Source organism: Streptomyces monticola, from assembly GCF_042665355.1.
GTDB classification, from domain to species: Bacteria; Actinomycetota; Actinomycetes; order Streptomycetales; family Streptomycetaceae; genus Streptomyces; species Streptomyces monticola.
On the sequence record NZ_JBHTCF010000003.1, the window covers coordinates 50,348 to 74,121 of the forward strand.

The 23,774-nt window shown below is 70.6% G+C and carries 21 protein-coding genes and 1 pseudogene; 11 read left to right on the forward strand and 11 right to left on the reverse strand.

Going from position 1 to position 23,774, the window contains the following annotated elements; all coding sequences use genetic code 11:
- Positions 1-44: 44 nt before the first annotated feature.
- From ACFQVC_RS08610 to ACFQVC_RS08635, 6 genes are all read right to left on the reverse strand, one after another.
- Positions 45-1,226 carry an Ig-like domain-containing protein gene (locus ACFQVC_RS08610; protein ID WP_381828450.1) on the reverse strand — a complete coding sequence of 394 codons (1,182 nt, stop codon included), beginning with the start codon at positions 1,224-1,226 and terminating at the stop codon, positions 45-47.
- Positions 1,219-2,445, reverse strand: a complete 1,227-nt coding sequence (locus tag ACFQVC_RS08615) for a hypothetical protein (protein WP_381828453.1) — start codon at positions 2,443-2,445, stop codon at positions 1,219-1,221. Before ACFQVC_RS08615 ends, ACFQVC_RS08610 begins: the two co-directional genes overlap by 8 nt.
- Complete coding sequence (locus ACFQVC_RS08620) at positions 2,438-6,139, reverse strand: bifunctional glycosyltransferase/CDP-glycerol:glycerophosphate glycerophosphotransferase (RefSeq protein ID WP_381828456.1); 3,702 nt, start codon at positions 6,137-6,139, stop codon at positions 2,438-2,440. Before ACFQVC_RS08620 ends, ACFQVC_RS08615 begins: the two co-directional genes overlap by 8 nt.
- A gap of 240 nt (positions 6,140-6,379) precedes the next feature.
- Positions 6,380-6,865 carry an ATP-binding protein gene (locus tag ACFQVC_RS08625; protein WP_381828459.1) on the reverse strand — a complete coding sequence of 162 codons (486 nt, stop codon included), beginning with the start codon at positions 6,863-6,865 and terminating at the stop codon, positions 6,380-6,382.
- 153 nt (positions 6,866-7,018) lie between these two features.
- On the reverse strand, positions 7,019-7,810 hold the full coding sequence (locus tag ACFQVC_RS08630) for a response regulator transcription factor (RefSeq protein WP_381828462.1): 792 nt from the start codon (positions 7,808-7,810) through the stop codon (positions 7,019-7,021).
- A gap of 103 nt (positions 7,811-7,913) precedes the next feature.
- Positions 7,914-8,474 (reverse strand): TetR/AcrR family transcriptional regulator, encoded by a 561-nt coding sequence (locus ACFQVC_RS08635; protein WP_381828465.1) that lies wholly within the window; start codon positions 8,472-8,474, stop codon positions 7,914-7,916.
- A 101-nt stretch (positions 8,475-8,575) separates the two neighbouring features.
- On the opposite strand from ACFQVC_RS08635, the gene ACFQVC_RS08640 reads away from it, so the two are divergent.
- The 3 genes from ACFQVC_RS08640 to ACFQVC_RS08650 all read left to right on the forward strand — a co-directional run bounded on the left by ACFQVC_RS08640 (position 8,576) and on the right by ACFQVC_RS08650 (position 10,842).
- Entirely contained in the window at positions 8,576-9,250 is a 675-nt protein-coding gene (locus tag ACFQVC_RS08640; RefSeq protein WP_381828467.1) for an SDR family oxidoreductase, read from the forward strand.
- Positions 9,251-9,465: 215 nt separating this feature from the next.
- A complete protein-coding gene (locus ACFQVC_RS08645; protein ID WP_381828470.1) occupies positions 9,466-9,720 on the forward strand; it encodes a hypothetical protein in 255 nt (84 codons plus the stop codon).
- Positions 9,721-9,837: 117 nt separating this feature from the next.
- Entirely contained in the window at positions 9,838-10,842 is a 1,005-nt protein-coding gene (locus ACFQVC_RS08650; RefSeq protein WP_381828472.1) for an NADP-dependent oxidoreductase, read from the forward strand.
- Between the two features lie 73 nt (positions 10,843-10,915).
- Here the strand turns inward: ACFQVC_RS08650 and ACFQVC_RS08655 are convergent, their stop codons facing one another.
- Positions 10,916-12,193: an MFS transporter gene (locus tag ACFQVC_RS08655; protein WP_381828475.1), complete on the reverse strand. Its 1,278-nt coding sequence runs from the start codon at positions 12,191-12,193 to the stop codon at positions 10,916-10,918.
- 72 nt (positions 12,194-12,265) lie between these two features.
- On the opposite strand from ACFQVC_RS08655, the gene ACFQVC_RS08660 reads away from it, so the two are divergent.
- From ACFQVC_RS08660 to helR, 4 genes are all read left to right on the forward strand, one after another.
- Positions 12,266-13,225 carry a helix-turn-helix domain-containing protein gene (locus ACFQVC_RS08660; RefSeq protein WP_381828478.1) on the forward strand — a complete coding sequence of 320 codons (960 nt, stop codon included), beginning with the start codon at positions 12,266-12,268 and terminating at the stop codon, positions 13,223-13,225.
- A gap of 192 nt (positions 13,226-13,417) precedes the next feature.
- Positions 13,418-13,771 (forward strand): SCO4225 family membrane protein, encoded by a 354-nt coding sequence (locus tag ACFQVC_RS08665; RefSeq protein WP_381828481.1) that lies wholly within the window; start codon positions 13,418-13,420, stop codon positions 13,769-13,771.
- A 58-nt stretch (positions 13,772-13,829) separates the two neighbouring features.
- Positions 13,830-14,186: an SCO4225 family membrane protein gene (locus tag ACFQVC_RS08670; protein ID WP_381828484.1), complete on the forward strand. Its 357-nt coding sequence runs from the start codon at positions 13,830-13,832 to the stop codon at positions 14,184-14,186.
- A gap of 548 nt (positions 14,187-14,734) precedes the next feature.
- Positions 14,735-16,903: an RNA polymerase recycling motor ATPase HelR gene (gene helR / locus ACFQVC_RS08675; RefSeq protein ID WP_381828487.1), complete on the forward strand. Its 2,169-nt coding sequence runs from the start codon at positions 14,735-14,737 to the stop codon at positions 16,901-16,903.
- 254 nt (positions 16,904-17,157) lie between these two features.
- On the opposite strand, the gene ACFQVC_RS08680 is transcribed toward helR, so the two are convergent.
- A complete protein-coding gene (locus ACFQVC_RS08680; protein ID WP_381828489.1) occupies positions 17,158-17,562 on the reverse strand; it encodes a TetR/AcrR family transcriptional regulator in 405 nt (134 codons plus the stop codon).
- A gap of 44 nt (positions 17,563-17,606) precedes the next feature.
- On the opposite strand from ACFQVC_RS08680, the pseudogene ACFQVC_RS08685 reads away from it, so the two are divergent.
- Positions 17,607-18,785, forward strand: a pseudogene (locus ACFQVC_RS08685) (alpha-L-rhamnosidase-related protein); the annotation flags it as partial.
- A 97-nt stretch (positions 18,786-18,882) separates the two neighbouring features.
- Entirely contained in the window at positions 18,883-19,683 is an 801-nt protein-coding gene (locus tag ACFQVC_RS08690) for an alpha/beta fold hydrolase (RefSeq protein WP_381828492.1), read from the forward strand.
- Between the two features lie 19 nt (positions 19,684-19,702).
- On the opposite strand, the gene ACFQVC_RS08695 is transcribed toward ACFQVC_RS08690, so the two are convergent.
- From ACFQVC_RS08695 to ACFQVC_RS08705, 3 genes are read right to left on the reverse strand one after another with little or no spacing between them, the layout of a single operon-like run.
- Positions 19,703-20,392: a DUF6882 domain-containing protein gene (locus tag ACFQVC_RS08695; protein WP_381828495.1), complete on the reverse strand. Its 690-nt coding sequence runs from the start codon at positions 20,390-20,392 to the stop codon at positions 19,703-19,705.
- A gap of 34 nt (positions 20,393-20,426) precedes the next feature.
- Positions 20,427-21,266 (reverse strand): endonuclease/exonuclease/phosphatase family protein, encoded by an 840-nt coding sequence (locus tag ACFQVC_RS08700; RefSeq protein WP_381828497.1) that lies wholly within the window; start codon positions 21,264-21,266, stop codon positions 20,427-20,429.
- Positions 21,267-21,316: 50 nt separating this feature from the next.
- Positions 21,317-21,790, reverse strand: coding sequence for a carboxymuconolactone decarboxylase family protein (locus ACFQVC_RS08705; protein WP_381828499.1), 474 nt, complete (start codon positions 21,788-21,790; stop codon positions 21,317-21,319).
- A gap of 269 nt (positions 21,791-22,059) precedes the next feature.
- Between ACFQVC_RS08705 and sigJ the strand changes: the two genes are divergently transcribed.
- Both sigJ and ACFQVC_RS08715 read left to right on the forward strand, forming a co-directional pair.
- Entirely contained in the window at positions 22,060-22,989 is a 930-nt protein-coding gene (gene sigJ, locus ACFQVC_RS08710) for an RNA polymerase sigma factor SigJ (protein WP_381828502.1), read from the forward strand.
- A 177-nt stretch (positions 22,990-23,166) separates the two neighbouring features.
- Complete coding sequence (locus tag ACFQVC_RS08715) at positions 23,167-23,766, forward strand: hypothetical protein (protein WP_381828505.1); 600 nt, start codon at positions 23,167-23,169, stop codon at positions 23,764-23,766.
- The last annotated feature ends 8 nt before the right edge of the window (positions 23,767-23,774 follow it).

Consider the following 23,774-nt stretch of genomic DNA (forward strand, 5'->3'; position numbering starts at 1 on the left):
GACATCGCGGCCCGAAGCCGGGCGCTGGCCCTTTCCTGCGGTTGCTACGCGGCCGCGGCCTGCGCGGCAGCTCCCGCCCCGGCCGCGACCCGGAAGCCGCATGCCGTGCGCGGGGACTGCAGGCCCCGCGCGTCAACGGCGTAGACACGGACCGTGTGCGGGCCCTCGCCCCAGAGCGTCGCCGGGGACCAGGACCAGCTGCCGTCCGCGCCGACCGGCCGGTTCGCCAGGAAGGTGCCGTCCTCCCAGAGGCTCACCCGCACCGCGCCGGGAGCGGTGCCTTCGAAGCGGATCGCCGCGCCGTCGGACACCGTCCGCCCCGGTGCCGGGGCCACGATCGTGGGCGCGGGGAAGCCCTCGCGGACCAGGGGCGTCGACGTGAGGAAGGCGTCGATGCCCGAGGTGTCACGGCCGGGTTCCTCGAACCCGTTGCGGACCTGGCCCAGGCGCGGGGCGACGCCCTCCGCGAGGAGTGCTGCGATGCCCATCACGGCCGGCAGGTTGCGCCGGGTCACCTCGGTGTGGTCGGCGATGAAGGGTGAGTCGCTGAGGATGAAGTTGAAGTTGTCGTAGTCGTCGAACAGGCCGATGAAGGGCTCGACTTGGGTGGTGTACTGCTCGTCCTGCACCGACGATACGAGGTAGACGTTCGTGTCCTTGTGCGCCGTGGCGCGGACCGTTCCGGGCAGCAGGGCGTCGAGCCTGCGCACGGCCTCGGGTGCCGGTGTCCCGCCCGTCATGAAGCGCGCGACCTTCGGATGGATCTCGTGCACATACGTCCCGACGGCGAACTGCGGGGCGATGGCGATGACGTCGCGGTAGCCGTAGGTCAGACCGAAGTACAGCGCCGCGCTGCCGCCCTTGGAGACGCCCATCAGGGTGCAGTCGTCCGGCGTGAGGTCAAGGGCCTTCATGACGTTCCCGATGAGCGCCTGGACGGACCGCTCCAGCGAGAAGTCCATGTCCTTGCACAGGTAATAGCTGCGCTGCCCCTCGAACTGGTCGCGGATCCACAGCACATTGGCCCCCAGCTCGTCGAGGACGCCGTTGGAGAAGCCGTAGTCCTGCGGCGCCGCGAAGTTCGCGAAGACCACGAACAGGCGCCGGTTTCCGTTCCGCGCGGGGCTGAAGCGGAATTCGACGGGATGGGCTCCGGAGCTTTCGATACCGGTGGTGAAGGGGCGCTTTCCCCACGAGCCCGCACCGGCCGCGGCGGTCTCAGACATCGGCGTACTCCTTCTTCATGGCCGGTACGTCCAGCTTCATGGCCGGTACGTCCGGCTTCATGGCCGGTACGTCCATCACGGTGAAGCCGGCATCCGCTCGTCGGGACTGGTGCCCGGCGGCGTCGACGGCGAAGAGACGGACGGTGTGCCGCCCCGGAGTCCAGGGCCCGCCGGAGACCCACGACCAGGCCCCGTCCGCGCTCACCGGCGCCGACGCCAGATACGCCCCGTCCCGCCAGAGACTGACACGCACCGCCCCCGGAGCATGACCTTCGAGCCGCACCTGCGCATCGCCGCGCAAGCGCCCCCGCACCCCCGGCGTCCGGACACTCGGCACCCGTACGGAATCCCGGACCACCGATGTCGTCGCGAGGTAGCCGTCGATGCCCTTCGTGTCCCCGCCTGGCCGCTCATAGCCGGTGCACACGACACCGAGGCGCGGGGCGATGCCGTCCGCGAGGAGTCCGGCAACCCCCATGAGGGTGGGCAGGTTGCGTATCGACACCTGGTCGTGGCGGCTGACGAGCGGTGAGTCACAGCAGACGAAGTTGAAGTTCTCGTACGCCTTGAACAGCTGCAGGTAGGGCTTCACCTGCACCTTGTACTGCTCGTCCTGCGGGGACGAGAGCAGATAGACATGGGTGCTCCGGTGCCGCTCCGCGGCGATCAGTTCGGGGAGTACGGCGTCCAGTTCCCGTACGTTCCGCTCCGTGTACGCGTCGCCCATCATGAAGCGGGCGGCCGCCGGATGCCGCTCATCCACCCATGTACCGATGGCGAATTGGGGCGCTGAGGCGACGACGCTGCGGAAGCCGTGGCGCAGGCCGAAGTACAGGGCCGCGCTGCCGCCCTTCGAACTCCCCCACAGCACGCAGTCGTCGTAGGTGAGGTCCAGGGCCTTCACGACCTTCGCGATGAGGGCGTGCACGGACTCCGCGAGCGAGAAGTCCATGTCCTTGCACAGGTAATAGCTGCGCTGCCCCTCGAAGCGGTCGCGGATCCACAGCACATTGGCGCGCAGACCGTCGAGGACTCCGTTCGAGAAGCCGTAGTCACCCGGCGCGGAGAAGTCCGCGAAGACGACGAAGAGCGTGCGGTTGCCGTTGCGGGCATGGCTGAAGCGGTATGCGACGGGGAACTCCCCCGACGTGTCGATGCCTTCGGTGAAGGGCCGCCTGCCCCACTGGCTCCTGGTGTTCCGGGACGGTGCCTCAGACATGCGCGGACTCCTTCGGGCTCGTGACGGCCGACGCGGACACGGGAACGGATACGGGAACGGACGCGGACACGGGAACGGACGCGGATGCGGGAGTGGGCAGCACGGGCAGGGTGTCGCCGCCCGCGGTGAGCATCCGGTCGGCGAGCCTGGCGGCGGCGAAACCGTCGTCCAGGTCGCAGAACTGCTCCTGGAACGCGCGATAGCGGTCGGCGTACGCCGTGCGGACACGGTCGATGTCGGCGATGGCGGAGACGAGTTCACGCGACGTGGAAAGCAGCGGACCCGGCGCCTTCCGCTCGAAGTCGAAGTAGAAGCCCCGCAGGGTGTCGCGGTAGTGGTCGAGGTCGTACGTGAAGAACAGCATCGGGCGGCCGGTGTTCGCGAAGTCGAACATGAGCGACGAGTAGTCCGTGACCAGCACATCCGCGATCAGGAGCAGCTCCGCCATGTCGGGGTGGGCGGTGACGTCGTGGACGAAGCCGTCGCCCGCGCCCGGTACCGGGTCCACCACATTCGGATGGCGCCGCACCAGGAGCACATGGTCGTCGCCGAGGCGTGCACGCAGGTCCGCCACATCGAGGCGGAAGTCGAAGCGGTACCGGCCCGGGGCGTAGTACTGGTCGTCGCGCCAGGTGGGGGCGTACAGGACGACGCGCTGGTGTGCGGCGATGCCGAGCCGGCCGCGCACCTCCCGCGCCCGGTCCTGTGAATCACCGCGGCACAGCAGGTCGTTGCGGGGGTAGCCGCACTCCACCGTCTCGCCCTCGAACTTGAAGGCGCGCCGCAGGATCGGGGTGGAGAAGGTGTTGGGTGAGACGAGCAGGTCCCAGTTCGGTACTTCCGCGTCCACGTTCCGCAGATAGCGCCGGTCGGCGCAGTGGATGACATCCAGGTCGTGGGCGAGTCTCTTCAGCGGGGTGCCGTGCCATGTCTGTACGACGATCTGGCCCTCGCGCTTGCGGAACCAGTGCGGCAGATGGTTGTTGGCGACGACGTACCTGCAGGTGGCGAGGGCCTCGTACCACTCGGGTGACCAGAGGCGGACCGCGCGGGCCGTCGGCGGCACGGCGACCTGGTCGTCACGGACCACCCACAGGTGCTCCAACTCGACGCCCCGGCCCGCCAGTTCCTCGTGCAGGGCGCGCGGGCTGTCCGAGTACTGCGTGCCCTTGAAGGAGTCGTACAGGACGGCGGCGCGGGTGGGCGCGGTGCGCGCGGCGGCGTACACCTCCTCGCGAAGACGGCGCTGACGGTACGGGCCGCGGGCCTCGACGGGCATGGCGGAGTGCACCAGGAGCGAGAGCCGGTCGTAGCCCTGGGCCTGCAGTTCGTAGGTGCGCCCGGCGTGCTGTGTCTCCTGCGGGAACCGGTGGACGAGGTCCTGCTCCAGCTTCAGCATGACGTCCGGCGCACGGCCTTCACGGCCCTCACTGGCCACGCGCGCGGAGTCGTCGCGGCGTACGACGAGGTCCCAGCGACCGGACGCCAGCGGCAGGCTGCCCGCCAGGCTGTTCATGGCACCCGGGGTGACCACGGCGCGGAACTCGTCCCCGTCCCACATCAGCGGCACGGGATGCTCGGTGCGGTGCGCCCCGGAGCGCAGCACCAGATGGGTCCCGGGGCTGCCGTCGTGGGCCGGGTAGCGGCCGATGATCTCCAGGGAGCCGTCCTGCCACCAGGACGCCGAGTGGACCGTGGGCAGGGCGGCGCGCTCGAACAGCACCGCATAGCCGGCGCCGTTGCGGTGCACGACGAGTTCACGGTCACCGCGGTCGCTCTGCAGCGCCTCGGGCATCCGGTAGCGGCCGTCGGCCACCCCTTCGGCCATGACGGGGTACAGGGCGCCCTTGCGGCCCTTGACGTGCAGCGTCGTCTGCCAGCCGCCGCCCGCCCCTGCGAGGGACCGGGTGCCGGTGCCACCGCCGGTGATGCGGGACTCGGGGGCGAGGCGGTCGAGCGGGATGCGGGTGGCGAAGGTGCACCAGCCCTCGCCTCCGGGCGTGAACCAGACTTTGGCGTCGTGGCGGTCCGAGCCGGTCAGGGCGGAGACCCGGAACGTGCCCGCCGCGGGCACGGTGGGGCCCAGGTACACGCCCCGGAGTTCCAACTGGTCGCCCATGAGCCGGTGTCGGGTGATGCGGCAGCGCACCCGCTCGACGCGGATCTTGAGCCGTCCCTCATGGAACAGCGGGACGACACGGGTGTTCTTGTCGACATAGCGGTACGGTGGGTTGGCGCCGGTGCCGGTACCGCCCCGGCTGACACCGCGGTGCCGGAACAGGCCGCGGCTGAAGACACCGGTGGAGACGTTCCAAGTGCCCTCCTTCCACTGGCCCTTGCGCTTGAGGCGCTCGATGTCGATGGCGCACTCGAATCCGGCCCAGTCGTAGTTGTAGCGGTTCTGCCGGGACAGCTCCGTCGCCTGGGGCGCGTAGGTCGTCTTCGCCCGGGTGATGAGACTGCGGCGGCGCGGCTGAGCGGGATGGCGCAGAGCGACGGCCTTCACGGAGTGACGGCGGCGGTTCGCGTCCAGGAAACGGATGTACGCGGAGCCGCTGAGGGTCAGCTTGTGGCCGTCCCAGGCGGCCCCGGTCAGATACGAGGCGAGGGTGTGCTCCGCCTTCACGCGGAGGTCGCGCTTGCCGAGACCGGTCGAACGGCCCCTGAGAACGGGGTAGTCGAGGTGGCTGCGCAGTCGGCGGCGCACCGGCAGCGGGCCGCCCTCGCGCTCGAACTCGATGACTTCGAGCAGGGCGTCGGCGCTGCCCTCGCGCACGAGGCGCCACTTGAGCCGGTCGGCGGCCTGAAGGTGGTCGAGAATGCCGGGGTCCGCCTCGTCCAGGAACTCGTTCGCCCAGGTCAGAAAGTGTTCACGATAGCTCTCGTCCGTGTCGGGGAACTGCCGCATGTGCAGCATCAGATCGGACTTGAGGACGGCGAGGTCGTACTTCTTCTTGTCCGCGGCGCGCGCGGGGTCCTCGGCCAGGAAGCGGCTCACCGACCGCACGGCCAGGACACGGTCCCGGAGATTGCCCAGTTCGCCCAGTCGCTGGGTGATGGAGGGGGCGGCCGCGCCGTCCCGTCGCCGCCACACGTAGATGTGATCGGTGATGACATCGACCTTGCGGGCCTTGTGGTGGGCGACCAGGTTCACCCAGCAGTCCTCATAGAGCACGCCTTCGGGGAAGGTGATGCCGCTCTCGTCCCAGAAGGAGCGCCGGATGACCTTGTTCCAGACGGTGCGGTCGTAGATCAGGCCGTCGAACCGCGTGATGTGCGTGCCGATCCGGCGCTTCGCCATGGGCACCTGGTGCAGCGTCGACTGCCACACCTTCGCGCTGTTCATCATCCGCACGTTGCCGGACACGAAGTCCGAGCCGGACTGCGCGAGGGTGTCGAGCATCAGGCGGTAGGCGTGCGCCGGAACGATGTCGTCACCGTCGGCGAAGGCGAGGAACTCGCTCTGCGGATGCATGGCCGCGAGGCCCGTGTTGCGGGCGTGACCGGGCCCGTGGGCGTCCTGCCGGACGTAGCGGAAACGGGGGTCGCGGCGGCAGAAGTCCTGGGCGATCCCGGTGGAACCGTCCGTGGACCCGTCGTCCACGAGGAGCACCTCGAAATCCCGGAACGTCTGGTGCGCGATCGACTCCAGGCACTCGGCGAGATAGGCGTCCACATTGTGAAATGGCACCACTACGCTCAGTACAGGATGGGCGAGTGTCATGGTCTCCCTCTCGGGGGTTCGGGTACTTCCGGAACCGCTTCCGGCCTCGTCCGGCGCCGATGCCGACCCCTGCGGGGAGTTCGGACGGCGTGAGGCGTCAGCGGATGGCTGAGGCCGCGCAAGCACTGCCGGCGCGCAGCGGAAGGTGGCGGGTGCGGGTGCGGGTGCGGCAAAGGTGACTGGATACGGCAAGCGACTGTCGGCGGCGGCTCAGCGCCCGCCCAGCTCGGCCCAGACGCTGTGCCCGCCGGCGACGGCCCTGGAGCCCCAGGCTCCCCCGGTCGCGCGATGCACCATGATCAGTCCGCGGCCCCGTCCCGCGACGCCGAGCCCGAGGCCCTGGGCGGTGCGGGCCCGCGCCACCGCGCGCGGCGGCAGCCCCGACCCCCGGTCGAGGACTTCGATCCGCGGGACCGGGCCGGCCGTGAGGCGCAGCTGGTAGGGCCCGGGAGCGTGCTCATGGGCGTTGGCGACCAGTTCGCCGGCGGCAATGAGCACCAGCTCCACGAGGCGGTCGCCCGCGGGGTGACCGGAGAGCTCCTGGCGCAGCCGCGCACGGGCACGGGCCGCCGCGTCGGTCATCGACCGGTCCCAGGTGAGCAGGGGGCGGGACCGCGCCGGGTAGCCCGACGCCCACTCCCCGCCGCAGACCGCGGTGCCGGGAAAGCGGCGATCACGCCCTCGGTTCCCGTCCATGCCTGTCCTCCGATCGCCGCGTCGTCTCGTTTGCCGGTCCTTCAATGGCACGTGACGAACCCGGAGATTCAGGCGGAGGAGTGCCGTGTAGTTCCCGGGAAGCTCACCGGAAAATCGCCGAAAGTCCCGGCGTACGGCGGCAGGCGTGGGGCGTCAGTCCCGCCGCTGCGGAGCCCGCGGGCCCGGACCTTGGCCCGCGTCCGGGTCGAAGACATAGCCGTGCCCGCGACGGGTGTGGATCGCGGGCGGCCCGAGCGGATCCAGTTTGCGGCGCAGATACCGTACGAACGTCTCCACCGTCTCGAGGCCGACGTGCCCGCCCCAGACCGCCTCCCGCAGCTGCTCCCTGCTGAGGACCTGCCGTGGGTGGTCCATCAGGAAGCCGAGCAGGGCGTACTCGGTGGGGCTGAGGTCGACCGGGGCACCGGCCCGGGTGACGGTGCGCGTGGCGGTGTCCATCTCGATGTCCCCGACGCCGCGCACCGGCGGACCGGCCGCGCCGCGCGCTCCCGGCGTGCGGGGATCCGCCGTCGCGGCCGCCCTGGCCCCGCGCTCCCACTGGCTGCGCCGCAGCAGCGCGCGGATCCGCAGCTGCAGCTCGGTGGTGTCGAAGGGCCAGCCGATGTAGTCGTCGGCGCCGGCGATGAAGCCACTGATGACGTCGTGCTGGGCGGCCCGGAAGGTCACAAAGACGACGGGCACGGTGTCGCCGTCCCGTCGCAGTCCGCGGACCACCGAGAAGCCGTCCTCCTCGGGCAGGTCCACCGCCGTGAGGATGAGGTCCGGTTGTTCCGTGCGAGCCCGCTCGGCGAGTTCCGGCCCCGTGACGGCGATCAAGGGGTCGGCCTGCAGCACGGCGAGGCACAGCTCACGGGCGCGCTCAGGAGTCACGGCCTCGCTGCAGCCGATGAGGAGACGGGGGGCGGGAAGATCGTCGCTGCCCATGGCGCCACTTTAAGCACATATAGGTCATATATCGCGGAGAGCAGTTCGGCCCGGCCTCACCTCCCGGCACCGTTGCGGCCCCGCCCCGACTCCGACTCGACGCTCAGTCGGCCGCCGTCAGCGACGTACGCGCGGCGGCGAGGATCTCCTCGGAGAGCGGGGAGCCCTTGGTGGCCCGGGAGAGGAGGAGCGCGCCGAGCATGGTGCACAGCCGCGTGATGCCGTCCTCGTCCCCGGTGTCGAGCCACTCTGCGAAGTCGCCCACGCCCTCGGTGTAGACACGGCGGACCTCGCGGTCTTCGGGCTCGCGCGCCATGTCGGCGGCGAGCGCGGCGGCGGGGCACCCGTCACCGGCGCTGTCGCGGTGCCGGGTGGAGAGGTAGATGTCGATCAGCGCCCGCTGGGCGGCCTCACGCTGCCCCGCGTGCTGCTCGAGCCCGTCGTCGCGCTGCCGGGTGAGCTCGCCGAAAGCGTGGGCGGTGGCTTCGTCGACGAGCGCCTCCTTGGAGGCGAACTGCTTGTAGAAGCCGCCATGGGTCAGACCTGCCGCCTTCATCAGGTCGGCGACGCTGATGTGGGTGCCCTGTTCCCGGAAAAGGCGGGACGCGGTTTCCACCACCCGCCTGCGGTTCTCCTGCGCCTGCGCCTGCGATACGCGGCCCACCGGCCACCTCCCATTTGGATGTCGACTGGCATCTATCCTATGCTCAAGTTTAGATTGCAGTCGAAATCTAATGGCGGCAGGAATCAGAAGCAGGAGCGGACATGGAACTGAAGGACACGGTCGCAGTGATCACCGGCGCCAACCGGGGGTTCGGCCGGCATCTGGCCGCCCGGCTCGTGGAGCGCGGAGCGAAGGTGTACGCGGCGGCCCGCCGCCCCGAGACAGTGGATCTGCCCGGCGCGACCCCGCTGCGGCTCGACGTGACGGACGAGGAGTCGATACGGGCCGCCGCCCGCACCGCGTCCGACGCGACGCTGCTGGTCAACAACGCCGGGATCGCCGCCGCCGGTTCGCTGCTGGCCAGTGATCCGGACGCGGTCCGGCGGGACATGGAGACGAACTTCTTCGGCCCGCTCGCCGTGACGCGGGCTTTCGCACCGGTCATCGAGGGCAACGGCGGCGGCGCCGTGCTCAACGTCCTGTCCGTGCTGTCGTGGATGCACCCGGCCGGGCTCGGGTCGTACGCGGCGTCCAAGGCCGCGGCATGGGCCCAGACCGACGCCGTCCGCGAGGAACTGGGCCCACGCGGCATCACCGTCTCGGCGCTGCACGTCGGATGGATGGACACCGACATGGCCGACGGCGTTCCCGCCGACCAGAAGGCCGACCCCGCCGACATCGCGGAGCAGGCCCTGCACGGGATCGAGACGGGACTGCCCGAGATCCTCGCCGACGAGGCCTCCCGGCACGTCAAGCAGAGCCTGGCCGCTCTTTAGCCCGTTCCAGCCGAGAGCCCCGGGCTCGGCGCCGCCCTGTGGTCCCCGCTCGGCGGCGGACCGCTCACCGGGAAGTACCGGCGCAGCGCCGAGGGGCGCCTGAGCGATTCGGGGAAGGTCAGCCACACGGAGAGCACCGGCCAGAGGGCCGCCGTCGTCGACACCGTTCTCGCGGTGGCCGAGGAGAGCGGCGTGACGCCCGCCCCCAGGTGCCGGTGGCGTGGGTGCGGGAGCGGGCCGCACGGGCCGCGACCTCGCTCGCCCCGATCGTCGGGCCGCGCGGTCTCAGCCGGCTCGACAGCTACCTGGGCGCGCTGGAAGTCGACCTCACCGCCGAGCTGTTCGCCCGCCTGCCCGAGGTCAGCGAGGTGCCGCTCGGGGTTCCCCACGAGGCGGTCGTCGCCTCCCTGGCCGGTGCCCAGGGAGGCGACGCCGGCCGTGTCATCGCCCCGGCCGTACCGATGGCGTGACGGCGCGGCCCCGCTCGTACAGCGGGGAGCAGTCCCTCCCGAACGGGAAGACCCGGACAAGAAGACCAGAACACCAGCACACCGACCAGAGCAAAGAGACCGGAAACGGAGCCGACGATGAGGGCCTTCAAAATCGAGCGGTACGGCGACAAGGACGGCGGTCACATCGCCGATGCGCCGGACCCTGAGGTGGGCGCCGACGACGTCCTGGTGCAGATCCACGCGGCGAGCGTCAACCCGCTCGACCTCAAGCTGCGGGACGGGGAGTTCAAGGCGATCCTGCCCTACCGGCTCCCGCTGATCCTGGGCAACGACTTCGCCGGGGTGGTGGTGCGGGTCGGTCCGGCCGTGACGCGGTTCGCGGTGGGCGACGAGGTCTATGCGCGGCCCGGCCAGGACCGTATCGGCACGTTCGCCGAACTCATCGCCGTCCACCAGGACGATGTCGCGCCCAAGCCGGCGACGCTCACCATGGCCGAGGCCGCGTCCCTCCCTCTGGTGGCCCTGACGTCATGGCAGGCGCTGGTCGAGCGGGCACGGGTGCAGCCGGGGCAGAGGGTCCTCGTCCACGCGGGCTCCGGCGGCGTCGGCACCCTCGCCGTCCAGCTCGCCAAGCACCTGGGCGCGTATGTGGCCACGACCGCGAGCACGGCCAAGGTCGACCTGGTGAAGGAGCTGGGCGCGGACGTCGTGGTCGACTACCGAAAGCAGGACTTCGAGTCGGTCCTGCACGGGTACGACGTGGTCCTGGACACCCTCGGCGGCGAAACACTGGAGAAGTCCCTTCAGATACTCAAGCCCGGCGGGAAGGTCATCAGCGTCGCCGGCCCTCCCGACGCGGCCCTCGCCCGCGAGCTCGGCACGAACGCGGTCCTGCGCCTCGCGATGAGCGCGCTGAGCTTCAGGACCCGGCGCCGTGCCAGGCGCCGCGGCGTGACGTACTCGTTCCTGTTCATGAAGGCCGACGGCGCCCAACTCCGCGACCTCACGCCGCTCGTGGACTCCGGACGAATCCGCCCCGTCGTCGACCGCGTCTTCCCGTTCGAGGAGACCCGGGAGGCGATGGAATACGTCGAGAAGGGGCGCGCGAAGGCCGGCAAGGTCGTCGTGACGATGAAGTGAACGAGAACGCGCCGACCTGCTCTGCTCGGTAGGACATGAGCACGGTCCCTCACGAACGGCTCGGCGATCCGGTTCAGGTGACAGTCTTTTCCGGAACCGATGCGGTCACGGATTCATCCGCACCCTGTCGGCAGACCCAGAAGAGCGTGAGCAGTGCCGGCACGGCGACCATCACCAGGAGTACCGGCACGGACAGCACCGGTTCGAAGACCGCCAGGAGATAAGGCGCGGCGAAGCCGAGATAGGCGAGGGCCTGGAATACGGCGGTCAGCCTGCCGAGGTTCTCCTCGCCGGCCAGGTGCCCGACCTCGATCAGCCCGCATACCAGGCAGCAGCCGTAGCCCGCGCCGAGCACGAGACAGGCGAGGAAGATGAGCCACCACTGGTCGCTCGCCGCCGCCACGGCGCCCAGCACCAGGCCGACGACGACGATGCCGAGCGCGGTGGCGATGAGGTAGGGCCGGTCCGGACGGGTGACGCGGCGGGCGAGCGGCTGGACCAGGATGCCCGCGCACATCGTCAACGTGGTCGCGAAGGCGCCGAACAGCAGCGCGGCGTCACCGAGTTGGTCGCGTACCAGGCCCGGCAGGTAGGCGAGCGCGATCGACGACGCGGTGAAGACCCATGGGGCCAGCGGTGCGACGACGCGCCGGAACCGGCGCGCACCGGCCTTCGACAGCCCCAGGCGCGACCAGAGCACGAGGTCCCTGCCGCCCCGGTGGGTCTCCGGCGTGCGGAGCACGAACGGCACGGCCGCCAGGGTCAGCACCACGTGCGGGAGGTAGGAGCTGACGACCGGATGCGGCGCGAAGTGCGCCACCACTCCCGCGGCCAGCGGGCCGACAGCGAAGCCCGCGGTCATGGCGACGGTCGCCCGCTGGGCACCCACGTGGGCATGCTGACCGCCGTGGATGACGGTGAGCTCCTTGATCCATGCGGTACCCGCGCTGAAGGCGGCGCCGCTGGCGGCACCGGCGACCGGTCTCCCGACGAAGAGCCACGACACCGACGATCCGGCGAGCATGAGCAGTCCGCTGGCGAGCGCGGAGACGAGCAGGGCGGGTACGAGCACCCGACGGCGCCCGTACCGGTCGGAGAGCGGGCCGCCGAGCAACAGCCCGGGGATGAGGCCGAGCGCATAGAGGGCGTAGGTCGCCTGCACGCCGGTACTCGCCACATCCAGCTCCGCGCGGTACATCAGCATCAGGGGCGCGAACTGATTGGCCCCCCAGCCGACGGCCGCGACGCCCACGGCGATCGCCGGCCAAGCACGGCCGTCGCCGTGGCCGGCCGGCAGCCGTGGAGAGCCCGGACGGCTCCCGTGCGATGCCTGAGCCACTCGGTCGGTCATGCCATCGATCCTCGCCGCCGCAGATCGGCCGAGTCCACTGGCAACAATGCCGTGAGTCGTACAGTTTGTGCCATGACCACCGTCGCGCTCGCCGTCACCGACGGCATGCCGCTGTTCGAGCTGGGGATCCCTTGCGCGATCTTCGGGCCAGGCAACCCCGATGCGGTCGCCGCGGGCTACGAGCTGACCGTCTGCGCACCGCCCGACGCCCGTATCGGCGGCTGGTTGCGCGCCGAAGCCGTCTCCGGCCTCGACGAGCTGTCGCAGGCCGACATCGTGATCGTGCCGGCCTGCGACTCGGCCATGCACCACCCGCCGGCAGACCTCGTAGCGGCCGTACGCGAGGCCCACGATCGCGGCGCACGCGTGGCCTCCATCTGCACCGGGGCCTTCGTCCTGGCCGCCGCGGGCCTGCTCAACGGGCGCCGGGCGACGACGCACTGGATGTACGCACAGCGGCTGGCCCAGCAGTATCCCGACATCGAGGTGGACCCCGGCGTCCTGTACATCGATGACCACGACCTCCTCACGGCGGCAGGTCAGGCCGCCGGCATCGACCTGTGCCTCCACATCGTCCGCACCGAGCACGGCGCGGCGCTGGCCAACACCCTCGCGCGACGCCTTGTGGTGGCGCCGCACCGCGCGGGCGGGCAGGCGCAGTTCATCGAGACCCCCATGACGCAGCACGACCACGAGGATCCGGCCGACGACAGCAACGGCCTCTCCTCCCTCCTCGACTGGGCCCTGGACCACCTCGACCAGCCCTTGACCATCCCTCAGCTGGCCCGCCGGGCCGCCATGAGCCGACGCCACTTCAGCCGCCGGTTCATCGCCGTGACCGGCACCAGCCCGCACCAGTGGCTGATCATCCAACGCGTCTGGCGTGCACAGGAGTTGCTCGAAACCACGGGCGACAGCATCGAGCACGTCGCGGAAGCGGTCGGCATGGGCACGGCCACCACACTGCGCCGCCACTTCCAGCGCGTCGTGGGCGTCTCCCCCACGACCTATCGCACCACCTTCGCCAAGTAGCGGCCAGGAAAGGGAGGTTGAGACAGCACGGCGCATGACGGACACCGAGGGCGTGCCCGCCCCGTGCGGGCTTCTGCCACCCAGGGCGCCCCGCTCCGCCGCCCCACGATGAGTACGCGTACTCATGCCAGAGCGCACCCTTCGGTCCACTGTGGACCCCATCACTTACGGACCGATCCGAAGGGGCCCGCGATGTCGAACGCCGCACGCCCGCGCCGCTTTCCGCGGCTGCGCCGGCTGCTCGCGCTTGCCACGGACAGCTGGGCCGCCCGGAGTTACTGGGCCGCCCTCGGTGCCTCCGTCACGGTCGCGTCCGTCTTCCCGGAGAGCGGTATCGCCGCGGGGTATCTGCTGCTCACCGCGCCTCTCTCCGCCGTGAGCATGGTCTTTCCCTTCGGTCCCGGCACCGAGGGCGGCCCCGTGACCGAGTCGCTCGCCCTCGCCTTCTGGGGCGCCTGGCTGCTGTTGAGCGCCCTCGTCAACGCCGCCGTGCTCGGCACCCTGGCACACCACGTCCGCGATGTGCGCACCGCCCGGCACGCGTGAGCCGATGTCCCGCGATCCCTGAACCCCGAACTCCGAACTCCGAGTGGAAGGAACCGACATGGAGCGTTCTGCACGCCCCCGCCTGCGGAGAATCAGGGCCCTGCTGGCGCCCGCGGTGGACAACTGGCTCGCCCGCGGGTACCTCGCGGTGGTCGCGGCGTCACTGGGGTTCTTTCTGTACGCCGCGTACGTGGCGCCTGATCCGGGATTCGCCGCGATCTGGCCGTGGATGACGACCGCGCCGCTCAGCACCCTCGCCTTCCTCGTACCGGCCCCCGAGTGGGACTCCCCGCTGGCCTGGCTGAGCCCGTTGATCTTCTCCGTCGGCGTGGCCCTGGCCGGCCTCGTCAATGCCGTGCTGCTCGGCCTGCTCGCCCGAAAGCTCCGGCCGGGGGAGCCGCACCCGTCCGTCTGAGAACAACACGGGGAACATCACGGGAAAACGGCACTTCGCGGGGGGGCAGGAGAGAAAGGCCCGACGGCAGCGGGCCGGGAAAGCCTGGCCACAAAAACAGAAAAGGCAAGGAGCGCTCTCCTTGCCACTCTCAATTTATAACCCACCGGGGGCCTTGCGGCAAGGCCCCCGTCGTGCTGCAGAATTGCCGACCTCAGCCAGAAGCGGCAGAAATAGGAGATTCACGCAGTGCATTTGCTTTTGTTGGCATACGGGTCGCGCGGGGACATGGAACCCATGGTGGGACCTGCGGACCAACAGGCGCCGCTTCGCTCGGCCGGCTGAGCGAAGCCGGGAGAGGCCGCCCGCCCGTACGCGGGAACCGCACAAGATCATCGAGCCGGGATACTGAACACACGAACCAGCACACCCTGGTGACCTCGACCGACAACGGTGACGGGGCCGACGCCGAGCGGAGCGTCGCCCGTCATGGCCACCAGGTTCATCACGCCGGTCCAGGCGCATTGCCGCACCCCTTCCCCACGCGACCTCAGATCGGAGCTGCTGCCGTGAGCCCCCTGAACACCAGCGCCTTCAACCTTCCCGAGCACCTGTCCGCCAAGGCGGACCCGGCCCTGATCGCCGCCGACGAAAAGCACTTCGCGGCGATCGCCGAAAGCCTGGAACAGACCATCGCCGAGCTGTCCGCCGCCCTCGACGCCGAACTCAAGGCGCCCGGCGGCAAAGGCCGGGAGGCCATGGACCGGGACACGGAAGTCCACCGGCTGACCGCCCGTCTGCGCGCCCTGCGCCGCTTCGGCCTTGATCTGTGCCTCGGGCACATCGTCGGCGATGACGACCCCGAGCCCGTGTACATCGGACGGCTCGGCCTCACCGACAGCTCGGGCCGCCGGCTCCTCGTCGACTGGCGCTCCCCCGCGGCCGAGCCGTTCTTCGCCGCCACCCACGCCAGGCCGATGGGCCTGGCGAGCCGCCGCAGATACCGCTGGACCCACGGCCTGATCAGCGACTACTGGGACGAGGTGTTCACCGCGGACGGCTTCGAGGGCCATGCCGCGCTCGACGACCAGTCCGCCTTCATCGCCAGCCTCGGCAGCAACCGGTCGTCCCGGATGCGCGATGTGCTCGGCACCATCCAGGCCGACCAGGACGCCATCATCCGCGCGGGCTCGCGCGGCGCTCTCGTCGTCGACGGCGGCCCCGGTACGGGCAAGACCGTCGTCGCGCTGCACCGCTCCGCGCACCTCCTGTACTCCGACCCCCGTCTCGGCCACCGCAGGGGCGGCGTGCTGTTCGTCGGTCCGCACCGGCCCTATCTGGCCTACGTCGCCGACGTACTCCCCAGCCTCGGAGAGGAGGGTGTGCAGACCTGCACCCTGCGGGACCTCGTCACCGAGGGGGCCACGGCGGCGCCCGAGACCGACCCGGACGTGGCCCGCCTGAAGTCGTCCGCACACCTCGTGAAGGCCATCGAGCCCGCCGTCAGGTTCTACGAGGAGCCGCCCGCCAAGGGCATGACGGTCACGACCCACTGGAACGACATCTGGCTGAGCGCCGACGACTGGGCCGAGGCGTTCGACGCACCGGACCCGGGCACCTCGCACAACGAAGCGCGAGAGCAGGTCCTGGAGGAGCTGCTCACGATCCTCATGGACAAGCACGACGGCGACGCCCCGCCCGCCCTGCTCCGCAAGTCACTGCTGCAGAACAGGGAGTTGCTCACGGCCCTCAACCGCGCGTGGCCGCTGCTCGAGGCGACCGACCTCGTCGGGGACCTGTGGTCGGTACCCGCCTATCTGCGCAAGTGCGCTCCCTGGCTGAGCCCCGACGAGGTGCGGGCGCTGCAGCGCGAGGACGCCCACGCCTGGACGGTGTCCGATCTGCCGCTCCTGGACGCCGCGCGGCAGCGCCTCGGCGACCCGGCGGCGGCACGGCGCAAGCGCCGGCACGCGGCCGCCGTCGCCGCCGAACGTGAGCGCATGGCGGGCGTCATCGAGAGCATCCTCCAGGCCGACGACGACGGCGAAGGCGCGGTGACGATGCTGCACGGGCGGGACCTGCAGGACAGCCTCATCGACGAGGCCGGACTGCCGAGCGCCGATCCGGATCTGCTCGCGGGACCGTTCGCGCATGTCGTCGTGGACGAGGCGCAGGAACTGACCGACGCCGAGTGGCAGATGCTGCTGCTCCGCTGCCCGTCCCGGAGCTTCACCATCGTCGGTGACCGCGCCCAGGCCAGGCACGGATTCACGGAGTCGTGGCAGGAGCGCCTCGGGCGGGTCGGTCTCGACCGGGTGAGCATGGCGTCCCTGAGCATCAACTACCGGACACCGGAAGAGGTGATGACGGAAGCCGAGCCGGTCATCAGGGCCGCGCTCCCCGACGCCAACGTGCCGACCTCCGTGCGCAGCAACGGCGTTCCCGTCGTCCACGGCTCCCTCGCGGACCTCGACTCGGTCCTCGACACCTGGCTCGACGCGCATGCCGAAGGGATCGCCTGCGTCATCGGCGCCGGTGACGGCGACATGGCGGAGGACAGGTTCCGGGCGCGGCCGCGCGTACGGTCGCTGACCCCGGAGCTGTCGAAGGGCCTCGAATTCGACCTGGTCGTCCTCGTCGACCCGGAGACCTTCGGCGAGGGCATCGAGGGAGCGGTCGACCGCTACGTCGCGATGACCCGGGCGACGCAGCGACTCGTCATCCTCACCAGCTCCTGAGGACCGCCCTGCGCCACGAGTTCCTGAGGATTGCCCTACCCCTGTCCAGGCGGCTGTGGGGAAGCGCGGTGCGGTTCGCCGCGCTCCCCCAAAGGGCGCGGTGCCCAGGGGCTCGGCGGCACGGTAGGCGACTGTGCGGTACGCCGCTGTGCGACGAACGGCGGCAACCCCGCTACGCCTTGAGCAGGCGGAGCGTCGCCGAGCGCAGCTGGGCGGCCGCCTCGTCCACGCTCAAGCGGCCCGCTCCGGCCTCGTCACCGGCGGCATGCCCCCAGGGCGGTCACTGCCGCGACCAGCCAGGCGGCGGGCGCGGTGGGGTCGAACTCCCTCGCGGCCTGCCCCTTCTCGATCAGCCTGGTCAGCCGGTCCATGACGGGCTCATGGCGGGCACGGTCGGCTTCGGCATGTGCGGCGGCGGGGGCGGCGGCCGCACCGAGCTGGAGCAGCACGGGGTGCCGCTCGAAGAGCCGCCAGCCGATCTCCCGAAGCCGCAGGAGCGCGTCGAGGGCAGGCCCGTCCTCGACTTCGGCCGCGTCCATCGCCGCCATCACCTCTTCGGTGACGCGGTCGGCCACGGCCTCCACCAGTGCGTCGCGGGTGCCGAAATGGGCGTAGACGGTCTGGCGGGTCACACCGGCCGCGGCGGCGATGGCCGCCATGCCCGCGTCGGGGCGCTCGGACAGCAGCCCGATCGCGGCATCGAGGCGACATCAATGTGTTCGCGCCGACGGCCGCCTACACCATGGAGTCGGCGCGGTTCCTCACCAAGTGGCTGTACGACCTGCGCGACGGTCAGGGCGAGGACGGCGCCTTCACCGACGTGGCGCCGTTCATCGGCTCGGTCGGCAAGGGCGTCGCCGGCTGGGGCGATGCCGGGGTGACCGTGCCGTGGGCGCTGTACCAGGCGTACGGCGACCGGCAGGTCCTGGAGCAGTCCTGGCCCGCGATGCTCAAGTGGCTCGACTACCTGGAGGCGCACAGCAGCGGTTACCTGCGGCCCGCCGAGGGGTACGGGGACTGGCTCAACGTCCAGGACGAGACGCCCAAGGACGCCATCGGAACCGCCTACTTCGCGCACAGCGCCGATCTCGTGGCGCGGACCGCCGAGGCGCTCGGCAAGGATCCGGAGCCGTACCGGAAGCTGTTCCACAGCGTGCGGGACGCCTTCCGTGCCGCGTACGTCACCAACGGGGGCCGGGTGAAGGGCGATACGCAGACGGCGTACGTACTGGCCCTGTCCATGGACCTGCTCACCGAAGCGGACCACGGGCCCGCCGCCGACCGGCTCGTGGAGCTCGTCCGGTCCCGCGAGTGGCATCTGTCGACCGGGTTCCTGGGGACGCCCCGGCTGCTGCCCATGCTGACCGAGGCGGGGCACACCGATGTCGCCTACCGCCTCCTGATGCAGCGCACCTTCCCCAGCTGGGGCTACCAGATCGACCGCGGGGCGACCACCATGTGGGAGCGCTGGGACTCCATCAAGCCGGACGGCTCCTTCCAGGACGCCGCCATGAACTCCTTCAACCACTATGCCTACGGCTCCGTCGGCGAGTGGATGTACGCCCACATCGGGGGCATCGCCCCGGCCGCGCCCGGCTTCAAGAAGATCCTCGTACGGCCCCGTCCGGGCGGCGGTGTGACCCGGGCGAAGACCCGCTTCGACTCGGTGCACGGCCCCATCGCCACGGACTGGCGCCAGGAGGGGGACGGCATGCGTCTGACCGTGACCGTGCCGCCCAACACCACCGCCGAAGTGTGGGTTCCCACGCGGTCGCCGCAGCGCACAGGGCGCGACGCGGGCGCCAAGTACCTTCGTGCGGAGGAGGGTTGTGCCGTCTTCGCCGTGGGCTCGGGCACGTATCGCTTCACGCCCGCGGCCTGAGGGGCGTGCCCTCGACGGAGGGCCCTGCCATGGCGGGCCCTCCGTTTCCCCCGCCCCTGCCCGGCTCGGGCCGGGAGCGTCGGGAAGGATGGGCGGCATGCCGTACGTCATGACCCCGGACGGGGTCCGGATCGCCTGTCAGGTTCAAGGGGCCGGGAGCCCGCTGGTGCTGCTCTCCGGGCAGGCCAACAACCACCACTGGTGGGACGAGGTCCGCGACGACTTCCACGCGGACCACACGACCATCACGCTCGACTACCGCGGCACGGGTGACAGTGACGCTCCACAAACCCCGTACAGCGTGGGCCGGTTCGCCCGGGACGTCGTCTGCGTACTCGACGGCCTCGGCATCGAACGAGCGGATGTGTACGGAACGTCGATGGGAGGGCGGGTCGCACAGGAACTCGCCGCCCACCATCCGGAGCGGGTCCGTGCGCTGGTGCTCGGCTGCACCTCACCCGGTGGCCGGCACGGCGTCGAGCGCAGCGACGCCGTACGCCGCTCGCTGGCGCAGGCCGAGCCCGCCAAGGTCCGCCAGGCGCTGCTCGAGCTGATGTACACCCCCGCCTGGCTGGCCGGACACCCCGGCCCGTACAACACGGTGGGCGATCCGGCCATGCTGCCTCATGCCCGGCGCGGCCATCTCACCGCGAGCAACGGGCACGACGCCTGGGACGCGCTGCCCAGGGTCCAGGCCCCCACTCTGGTGCTGCACGGCAGCGACGACCTGCTCAATCCCGCAGCGAACGCGCCGCTGCTCGCCGAGCGCATCCCCGGCGCCCGGCTGCATCTCATCCCGGGTGCGCGGCACGCCTACTTCGAGGAGTTCCGCGCCATCGCCTCACCTCTGGTCCTGGACTTCCTCGACGCCACCCGCCGAGAAGCCGGGAAGGGCTGAGGGGCTGAGGAGTTCGCTGTCAGGGGCGTGCCGTGCCCGACACGTTCGCGATCCGGCCGGCGGCGTCGAAGGCCACCTCGACCGTGTTGCCGTACGGCAGATCGGCGACGATCCGGTCGCCCTCGACGCGATGGGGCACGCCGTGGTGGTCGAAGTACCCGGCGACCGCGTGCCGCGCCGAGCGGCCGATCAGGCCCGCGCCGGTGAGCAGCGTCCGGGGCAGCGCGACCGGATCGAGGCCGGAGCGCGGCACCCGCGGGTCGTCGGGCAGGAAGTAGACCTGCGTCGCCGGTCCCGCGGGGACCCCTATGTACCCGGGGGCATCGACCACCCCCATCCCGGTGAAGGCGAGCATCTCCGCCGCACGCCGCGGGTCTTCGAAGCCGGAGAGCCGCAGCGCCCCCTCGGTCAGTTCGGCGATGCCGTGCGAGCGTCCGTACCGCTCGACCGCGGCGGACAGGGCGACCACTTCGCTGCCCTGCAGCCCCGGGTTCGCCCAGCCCCACATCCAGGACTGCTCGTCCATGTCGTAGGTGCCGAGCACGGCCACGCGCAGCTCGAGTTCTCCCTGCCGGTACAGGCAGGACGGCAGGTCGGCGGTCCACGGCCCTTCGGGCAGGAACCCGGTCAGGGAGTCGAGTTGGGCCGCGCCCCAAGCCGCGTGCCGTTCGGCCTCCAGGAGAAACGCGTCGCTGAATTCTGTCACCATGACCCGACCCTATGAGGCCGCCCCCCGCACACTGCTACCCGGTACTGAGCAGCCCCACCTCCAAATCGGCGACGACACCGTAGTGGTCGCTCGCCCAGACGCCGTCGACCGGCTTGTCGAAGGCGAGTCCGGCGCGGCGGACGCGGGCGAAGGCACGGGGATGGGCATGCGGTGAGCCGACGAAGATGTAGTCGAACCGCCGATGATAGCCGGGCTGGCGGACCAAGTAGTCAATGTCCTCGGTGGCGTTGGGATTGTCGGCGCACCAGGTGTACCCGGGACCTGTCCCGGCGACCTCCCATACGTCGTGGAAGTGTGTACTGCGCCCCGACAGCGACTGCCGACCGGTGAGATACCGGATACCGGCAGAGTCGGGTGCCGCGTTGAAATCACCGGCCATGACCGTGGGCAGGTCCGTGCGGTGCCGGGCGTCAAGATCGCTCAACGCCCTTACCTGACGCTCCCGTTGCGCTTCCATGTCGAGCCGGAACGACGTCGTGGGCGCAAGGAAGAGTACGTCGCCGAGACCGGGCAGCGACACCCGTGCGGCCAGCGTGAGCCACGGGAGGTCGGGGGCGTCCATGGCGCGCTGGTCGAGGACTTCGACGATGCGGTGCGGCCATCGCGTCGCGATCGCGGTCCCGCCGTACCGCTCCGCGTGCGGCGGTGCCGTCGCGGCCGTCTGTGACTGGTGGGTGCCGTGCAGGCCGGTCCCCGCGGTCAGCTCGGGCAGCTGCTCCGGCAGGACTTCCTGGAAGGCGACGAGATCCGGCTCAAGGCGCCGCAGCCCGGCGTTGATCACTGCGAGCCGGGCCGCGGCGGGACCGCGCGTGTTCCATACGTTCAAGGTCAGGACGCGCACTCGCGTCACCATTCGGATGCCCTTTCCTTCGTTTGTCCTTTCCTTCGTCCATCGCGCCGCGGTCACCCGAACTGGCCGGGCTTGTAGTCGCCCGCGGGCTGCTGGACGAGGACGTTCACGCGGTTGAGTGCGTTGAGGAGGGCGATGACCGACACCAGCGCGGCGAGCTGGTCCTCGTCGTAGTGCTTGGCCGCGTTCGCCCAGACCTCGTCGGAGACGCCACCGGCCGCGTCGGCGATCCGAGTGCCCTCCTCCGCCAGCTCCAGGGCTGCCCGCTCGGCGTCGGTGAAGACCTTGGCCTCCCGCCAGACCGCGACCAGGTGGAGACGCTGGGCGCTCTCCCCGGCGTGCGTGGCGTCCTTGGTGTGCATGTCGACGCAGAATCCGCAGCCGTTGATCTGGCTGACGCGGAGCGCCACCAGCTCCTGCGTGGTGGCCGGCAGCGGCGAGTCCCTGATGACCCTGCTCGCCGAGACGATGTGCTTGAGGGCCCCGGCCCCGACCGGGTTGCCGTGGAAGTCGAATCGCGCGTCCATGCTGTGCTCCTTGTGCGCTCGGCGGGCACGCGCCCCGTTGGCGGGGCGGGTGTCCGCGGGATCGTTTGTGTCCCGGCAGTTCGACGAGACAGCGCTCAGAAATGTGAGGCGGGGCGCCGACGTCACATTCCGCGGGGCTGTGTCGTCGTACTGGTGACAGCAGTCACGGAAGGTCCGGTACGGCAGATCCGGTACGGGAGATCCGGTACGGGAGATCCGGTACGGGAGATCCGGCGGACACGGCCGGCGGCCAAGGGAGCGGCGACACCATGGAAAGCCCATCCGAGCACGTGGACGGCAGGCTCGATCCAGCCCTGGGCGCGATCATGAGCGAGCGGCGTCAGCTGATCAATCTCGCATACCGGCTCCTCGGCTCCCTCGCCGACGCCGAGGACGTCGTGCAGGAGGCCTACGTCCGCTGGTACGCCATGTCGCCCGAGCAGCGTGAGGCCATTACATCCCCCGGCGGCTGGCTGACGCGGGTCGCCGGCCGGATCTGCCTGGACCTGCTCCGCTCGGCGCGGGCCCGGCGCGAGAGTTACGTGGGCGAATGGATCCCGGAGCCGCTGCCTGCACAAGCGGAGTGGGCCGGCGGACGGTCCGGCGGTATGACGGCCGACCCGGCCGACCGTGTCACTCTCGACGAGTCGGTCAACATGGCATTCCTCGTCGTGCTGGAGTCCATGACCCCGGCCGAGCGCGTCGCGTTCATCCTCCACGATGTCTTCCGCTACTCGTTCGCCGAAGTGGCCGGGGTCGTCGGCCGGACCCCCGCCGCATGCCGGCAGCTGGCGTCATCGGCTCGCCGCCGGATGCGCGCCTCGGACGCGCCCGTGACTCCGGCGGCCCAACGCGCGGACGTCGTCCGGCACTTCAAACAGGCCTGGGAGGCCAAGGACATCGACGCCCTCATCGGCCTCCTCGACCCCGACGCGACAGGTATCGCCGACGGCGGCGGCCTGGTCAGCGCCTCGCCCCCCATCGCGGGCGGCGAGCAGATCGCGCACTACCTGGTCACTCTCATCGGGCAGGCACCGGACCTGGCACTCCTGGAGCGCACGGTCAACGGTCAGCCCGGTCTGGTGCTCCAGCTGGACGGCACCACCACGGCGGTGATCGCGTTCGATATCGCGGGCGACCGGATCAGACACTTCTGGGCGGTACGCAACCCCGAGAAGCTGCGGCCTTGGACGGCGTGAGGGCGACGCGGCGCTCACAGCCCTCGTGTTCGTATGCGGACCTCTTGTCGGCGTAGGCGCGGGCGAGTTCCCGGCGTAGGCGCGGGCGTAGATCAGTCGTACGCGGATGACAGAGGCGGTGGCGGATGGGACGTTATGGGCCCGGCGGCACCGCCGGCTCGAATCAGGGGGGTTCGGATGCCCAAGTCCACCTGTGCCAAGAGCGAAGAAGAGGCCGAGGCCGACCTCAACGAGTACTGCGAGGCCATCGGCTTCGATCCGGAGTGGATCAGTCCGTCCCAGTGGGCCGCGACGCTGCGGATCGCCCAGGACAAGGAATACGGGTACGAACAGGCCCACAAAACCATCGACTCCGACCAGGAGGAGATCGGCCGGGCCGCCGCCAGAAAGGCGCGCCGGCAGAGAGTCGAGGACGATCCCAGCGGTGTCCTCGCGTTACTCGACGCCGACAAGGAGTTCAAGGGGTCGCTGACCCAGAGCATCCTTCAGCAGTGCGCCGACGCGTACGTCGCCGGGCAGCGGGTCAATCTGGGCCTGGGCGGCAAGCCCATGGACCCCGAGCCGTACAACGAGCTGCGCAGGCAGTGGGCCAAGGCGGCGCTGCTCGCCGACGACGACAGCGTCTTCACCGGCTTCCACAGCTTCCCTCCGCAGAACAAGGCCCTCGTGGGCAAGGGCAACAAGGGCGACACCCTCGACACCCGCAAGGTGCAGGGCGATCTCCTGGTGAAAATCGGCGGGGTGAAGTTCAACATGCATGTCGATATCGCGGACTAGAGCGGAGC

Bases quoted from the DNA above. Each gene is read 5' to 3' on its own strand.
- ACFQVC_RS08610 (WP_381828450.1), bottom strand. From the start codon at position 1,226: ATGTCTGAGACCGCCGCGGCCGGTGCGGGCTCGTGGGGAAAGCGCCCC.
- ACFQVC_RS08615 (WP_381828453.1), bottom strand. From the start codon at position 2,445: ATGTCTGAGGCACCGTCCCGGAACACCAGGAGCCAGTGGGGCAGGCGG.
- ACFQVC_RS08625 (WP_381828459.1), bottom strand. From the start codon at position 6,865: ATGGACGGGAACCGAGGGCGTGATCGCCGCTTTCCCGGCACCGCGGTC.
- ACFQVC_RS08630 (WP_381828462.1), bottom strand. From the start codon at position 7,810: ATGGGCAGCGACGATCTTCCCGCCCCCCGTCTCCTCATCGGCTGCAGC.
- ACFQVC_RS08640 (WP_381828467.1), top strand. From the start codon at position 8,576: ATGGAACTGAAGGACACGGTCGCAGTGATCACCGGCGCCAACCGGGGG.
- ACFQVC_RS08650 (WP_381828472.1), top strand. From the start codon at position 9,838: ATGAGGGCCTTCAAAATCGAGCGGTACGGCGACAAGGACGGCGGTCAC.
- ACFQVC_RS08655 (WP_381828475.1), bottom strand. From the start codon at position 12,193: ATGACCGACCGAGTGGCTCAGGCATCGCACGGGAGCCGTCCGGGCTCT.
- ACFQVC_RS08660 (WP_381828478.1), top strand. From the start codon at position 12,266: ATGACCACCGTCGCGCTCGCCGTCACCGACGGCATGCCGCTGTTCGAG.
- ACFQVC_RS08665 (WP_381828481.1), top strand. From the start codon at position 13,418: ATGTCGAACGCCGCACGCCCGCGCCGCTTTCCGCGGCTGCGCCGGCTG.
- ACFQVC_RS08670 (WP_381828484.1), top strand. From the start codon at position 13,830: ATGGAGCGTTCTGCACGCCCCCGCCTGCGGAGAATCAGGGCCCTGCTG.
- ACFQVC_RS08680 (WP_381828489.1), bottom strand. From the start codon at position 17,562: ATGGCGGCCATCGCCGCCGCGGCCGGTGTGACCCGCCAGACCGTCTAC.
- ACFQVC_RS08690 (WP_381828492.1), top strand. From the start codon at position 18,883: ATGCCGTACGTCATGACCCCGGACGGGGTCCGGATCGCCTGTCAGGTT.
- ACFQVC_RS08695 (WP_381828495.1), bottom strand. From the start codon at position 20,392: ATGGTGACAGAATTCAGCGACGCGTTTCTCCTGGAGGCCGAACGGCAC.
- ACFQVC_RS08700 (WP_381828497.1), bottom strand. From the start codon at position 21,266: ATGGTGACGCGAGTGCGCGTCCTGACCTTGAACGTATGGAACACGCGC.
- ACFQVC_RS08705 (WP_381828499.1), bottom strand. From the start codon at position 21,790: ATGGACGCGCGATTCGACTTCCACGGCAACCCGGTCGGGGCCGGGGCC.
- sigJ (WP_381828502.1), top strand. From the start codon at position 22,060: ATGGAAAGCCCATCCGAGCACGTGGACGGCAGGCTCGATCCAGCCCTG.
- ACFQVC_RS08715 (WP_381828505.1), top strand. From the start codon at position 23,167: ATGCCCAAGTCCACCTGTGCCAAGAGCGAAGAAGAGGCCGAGGCCGAC.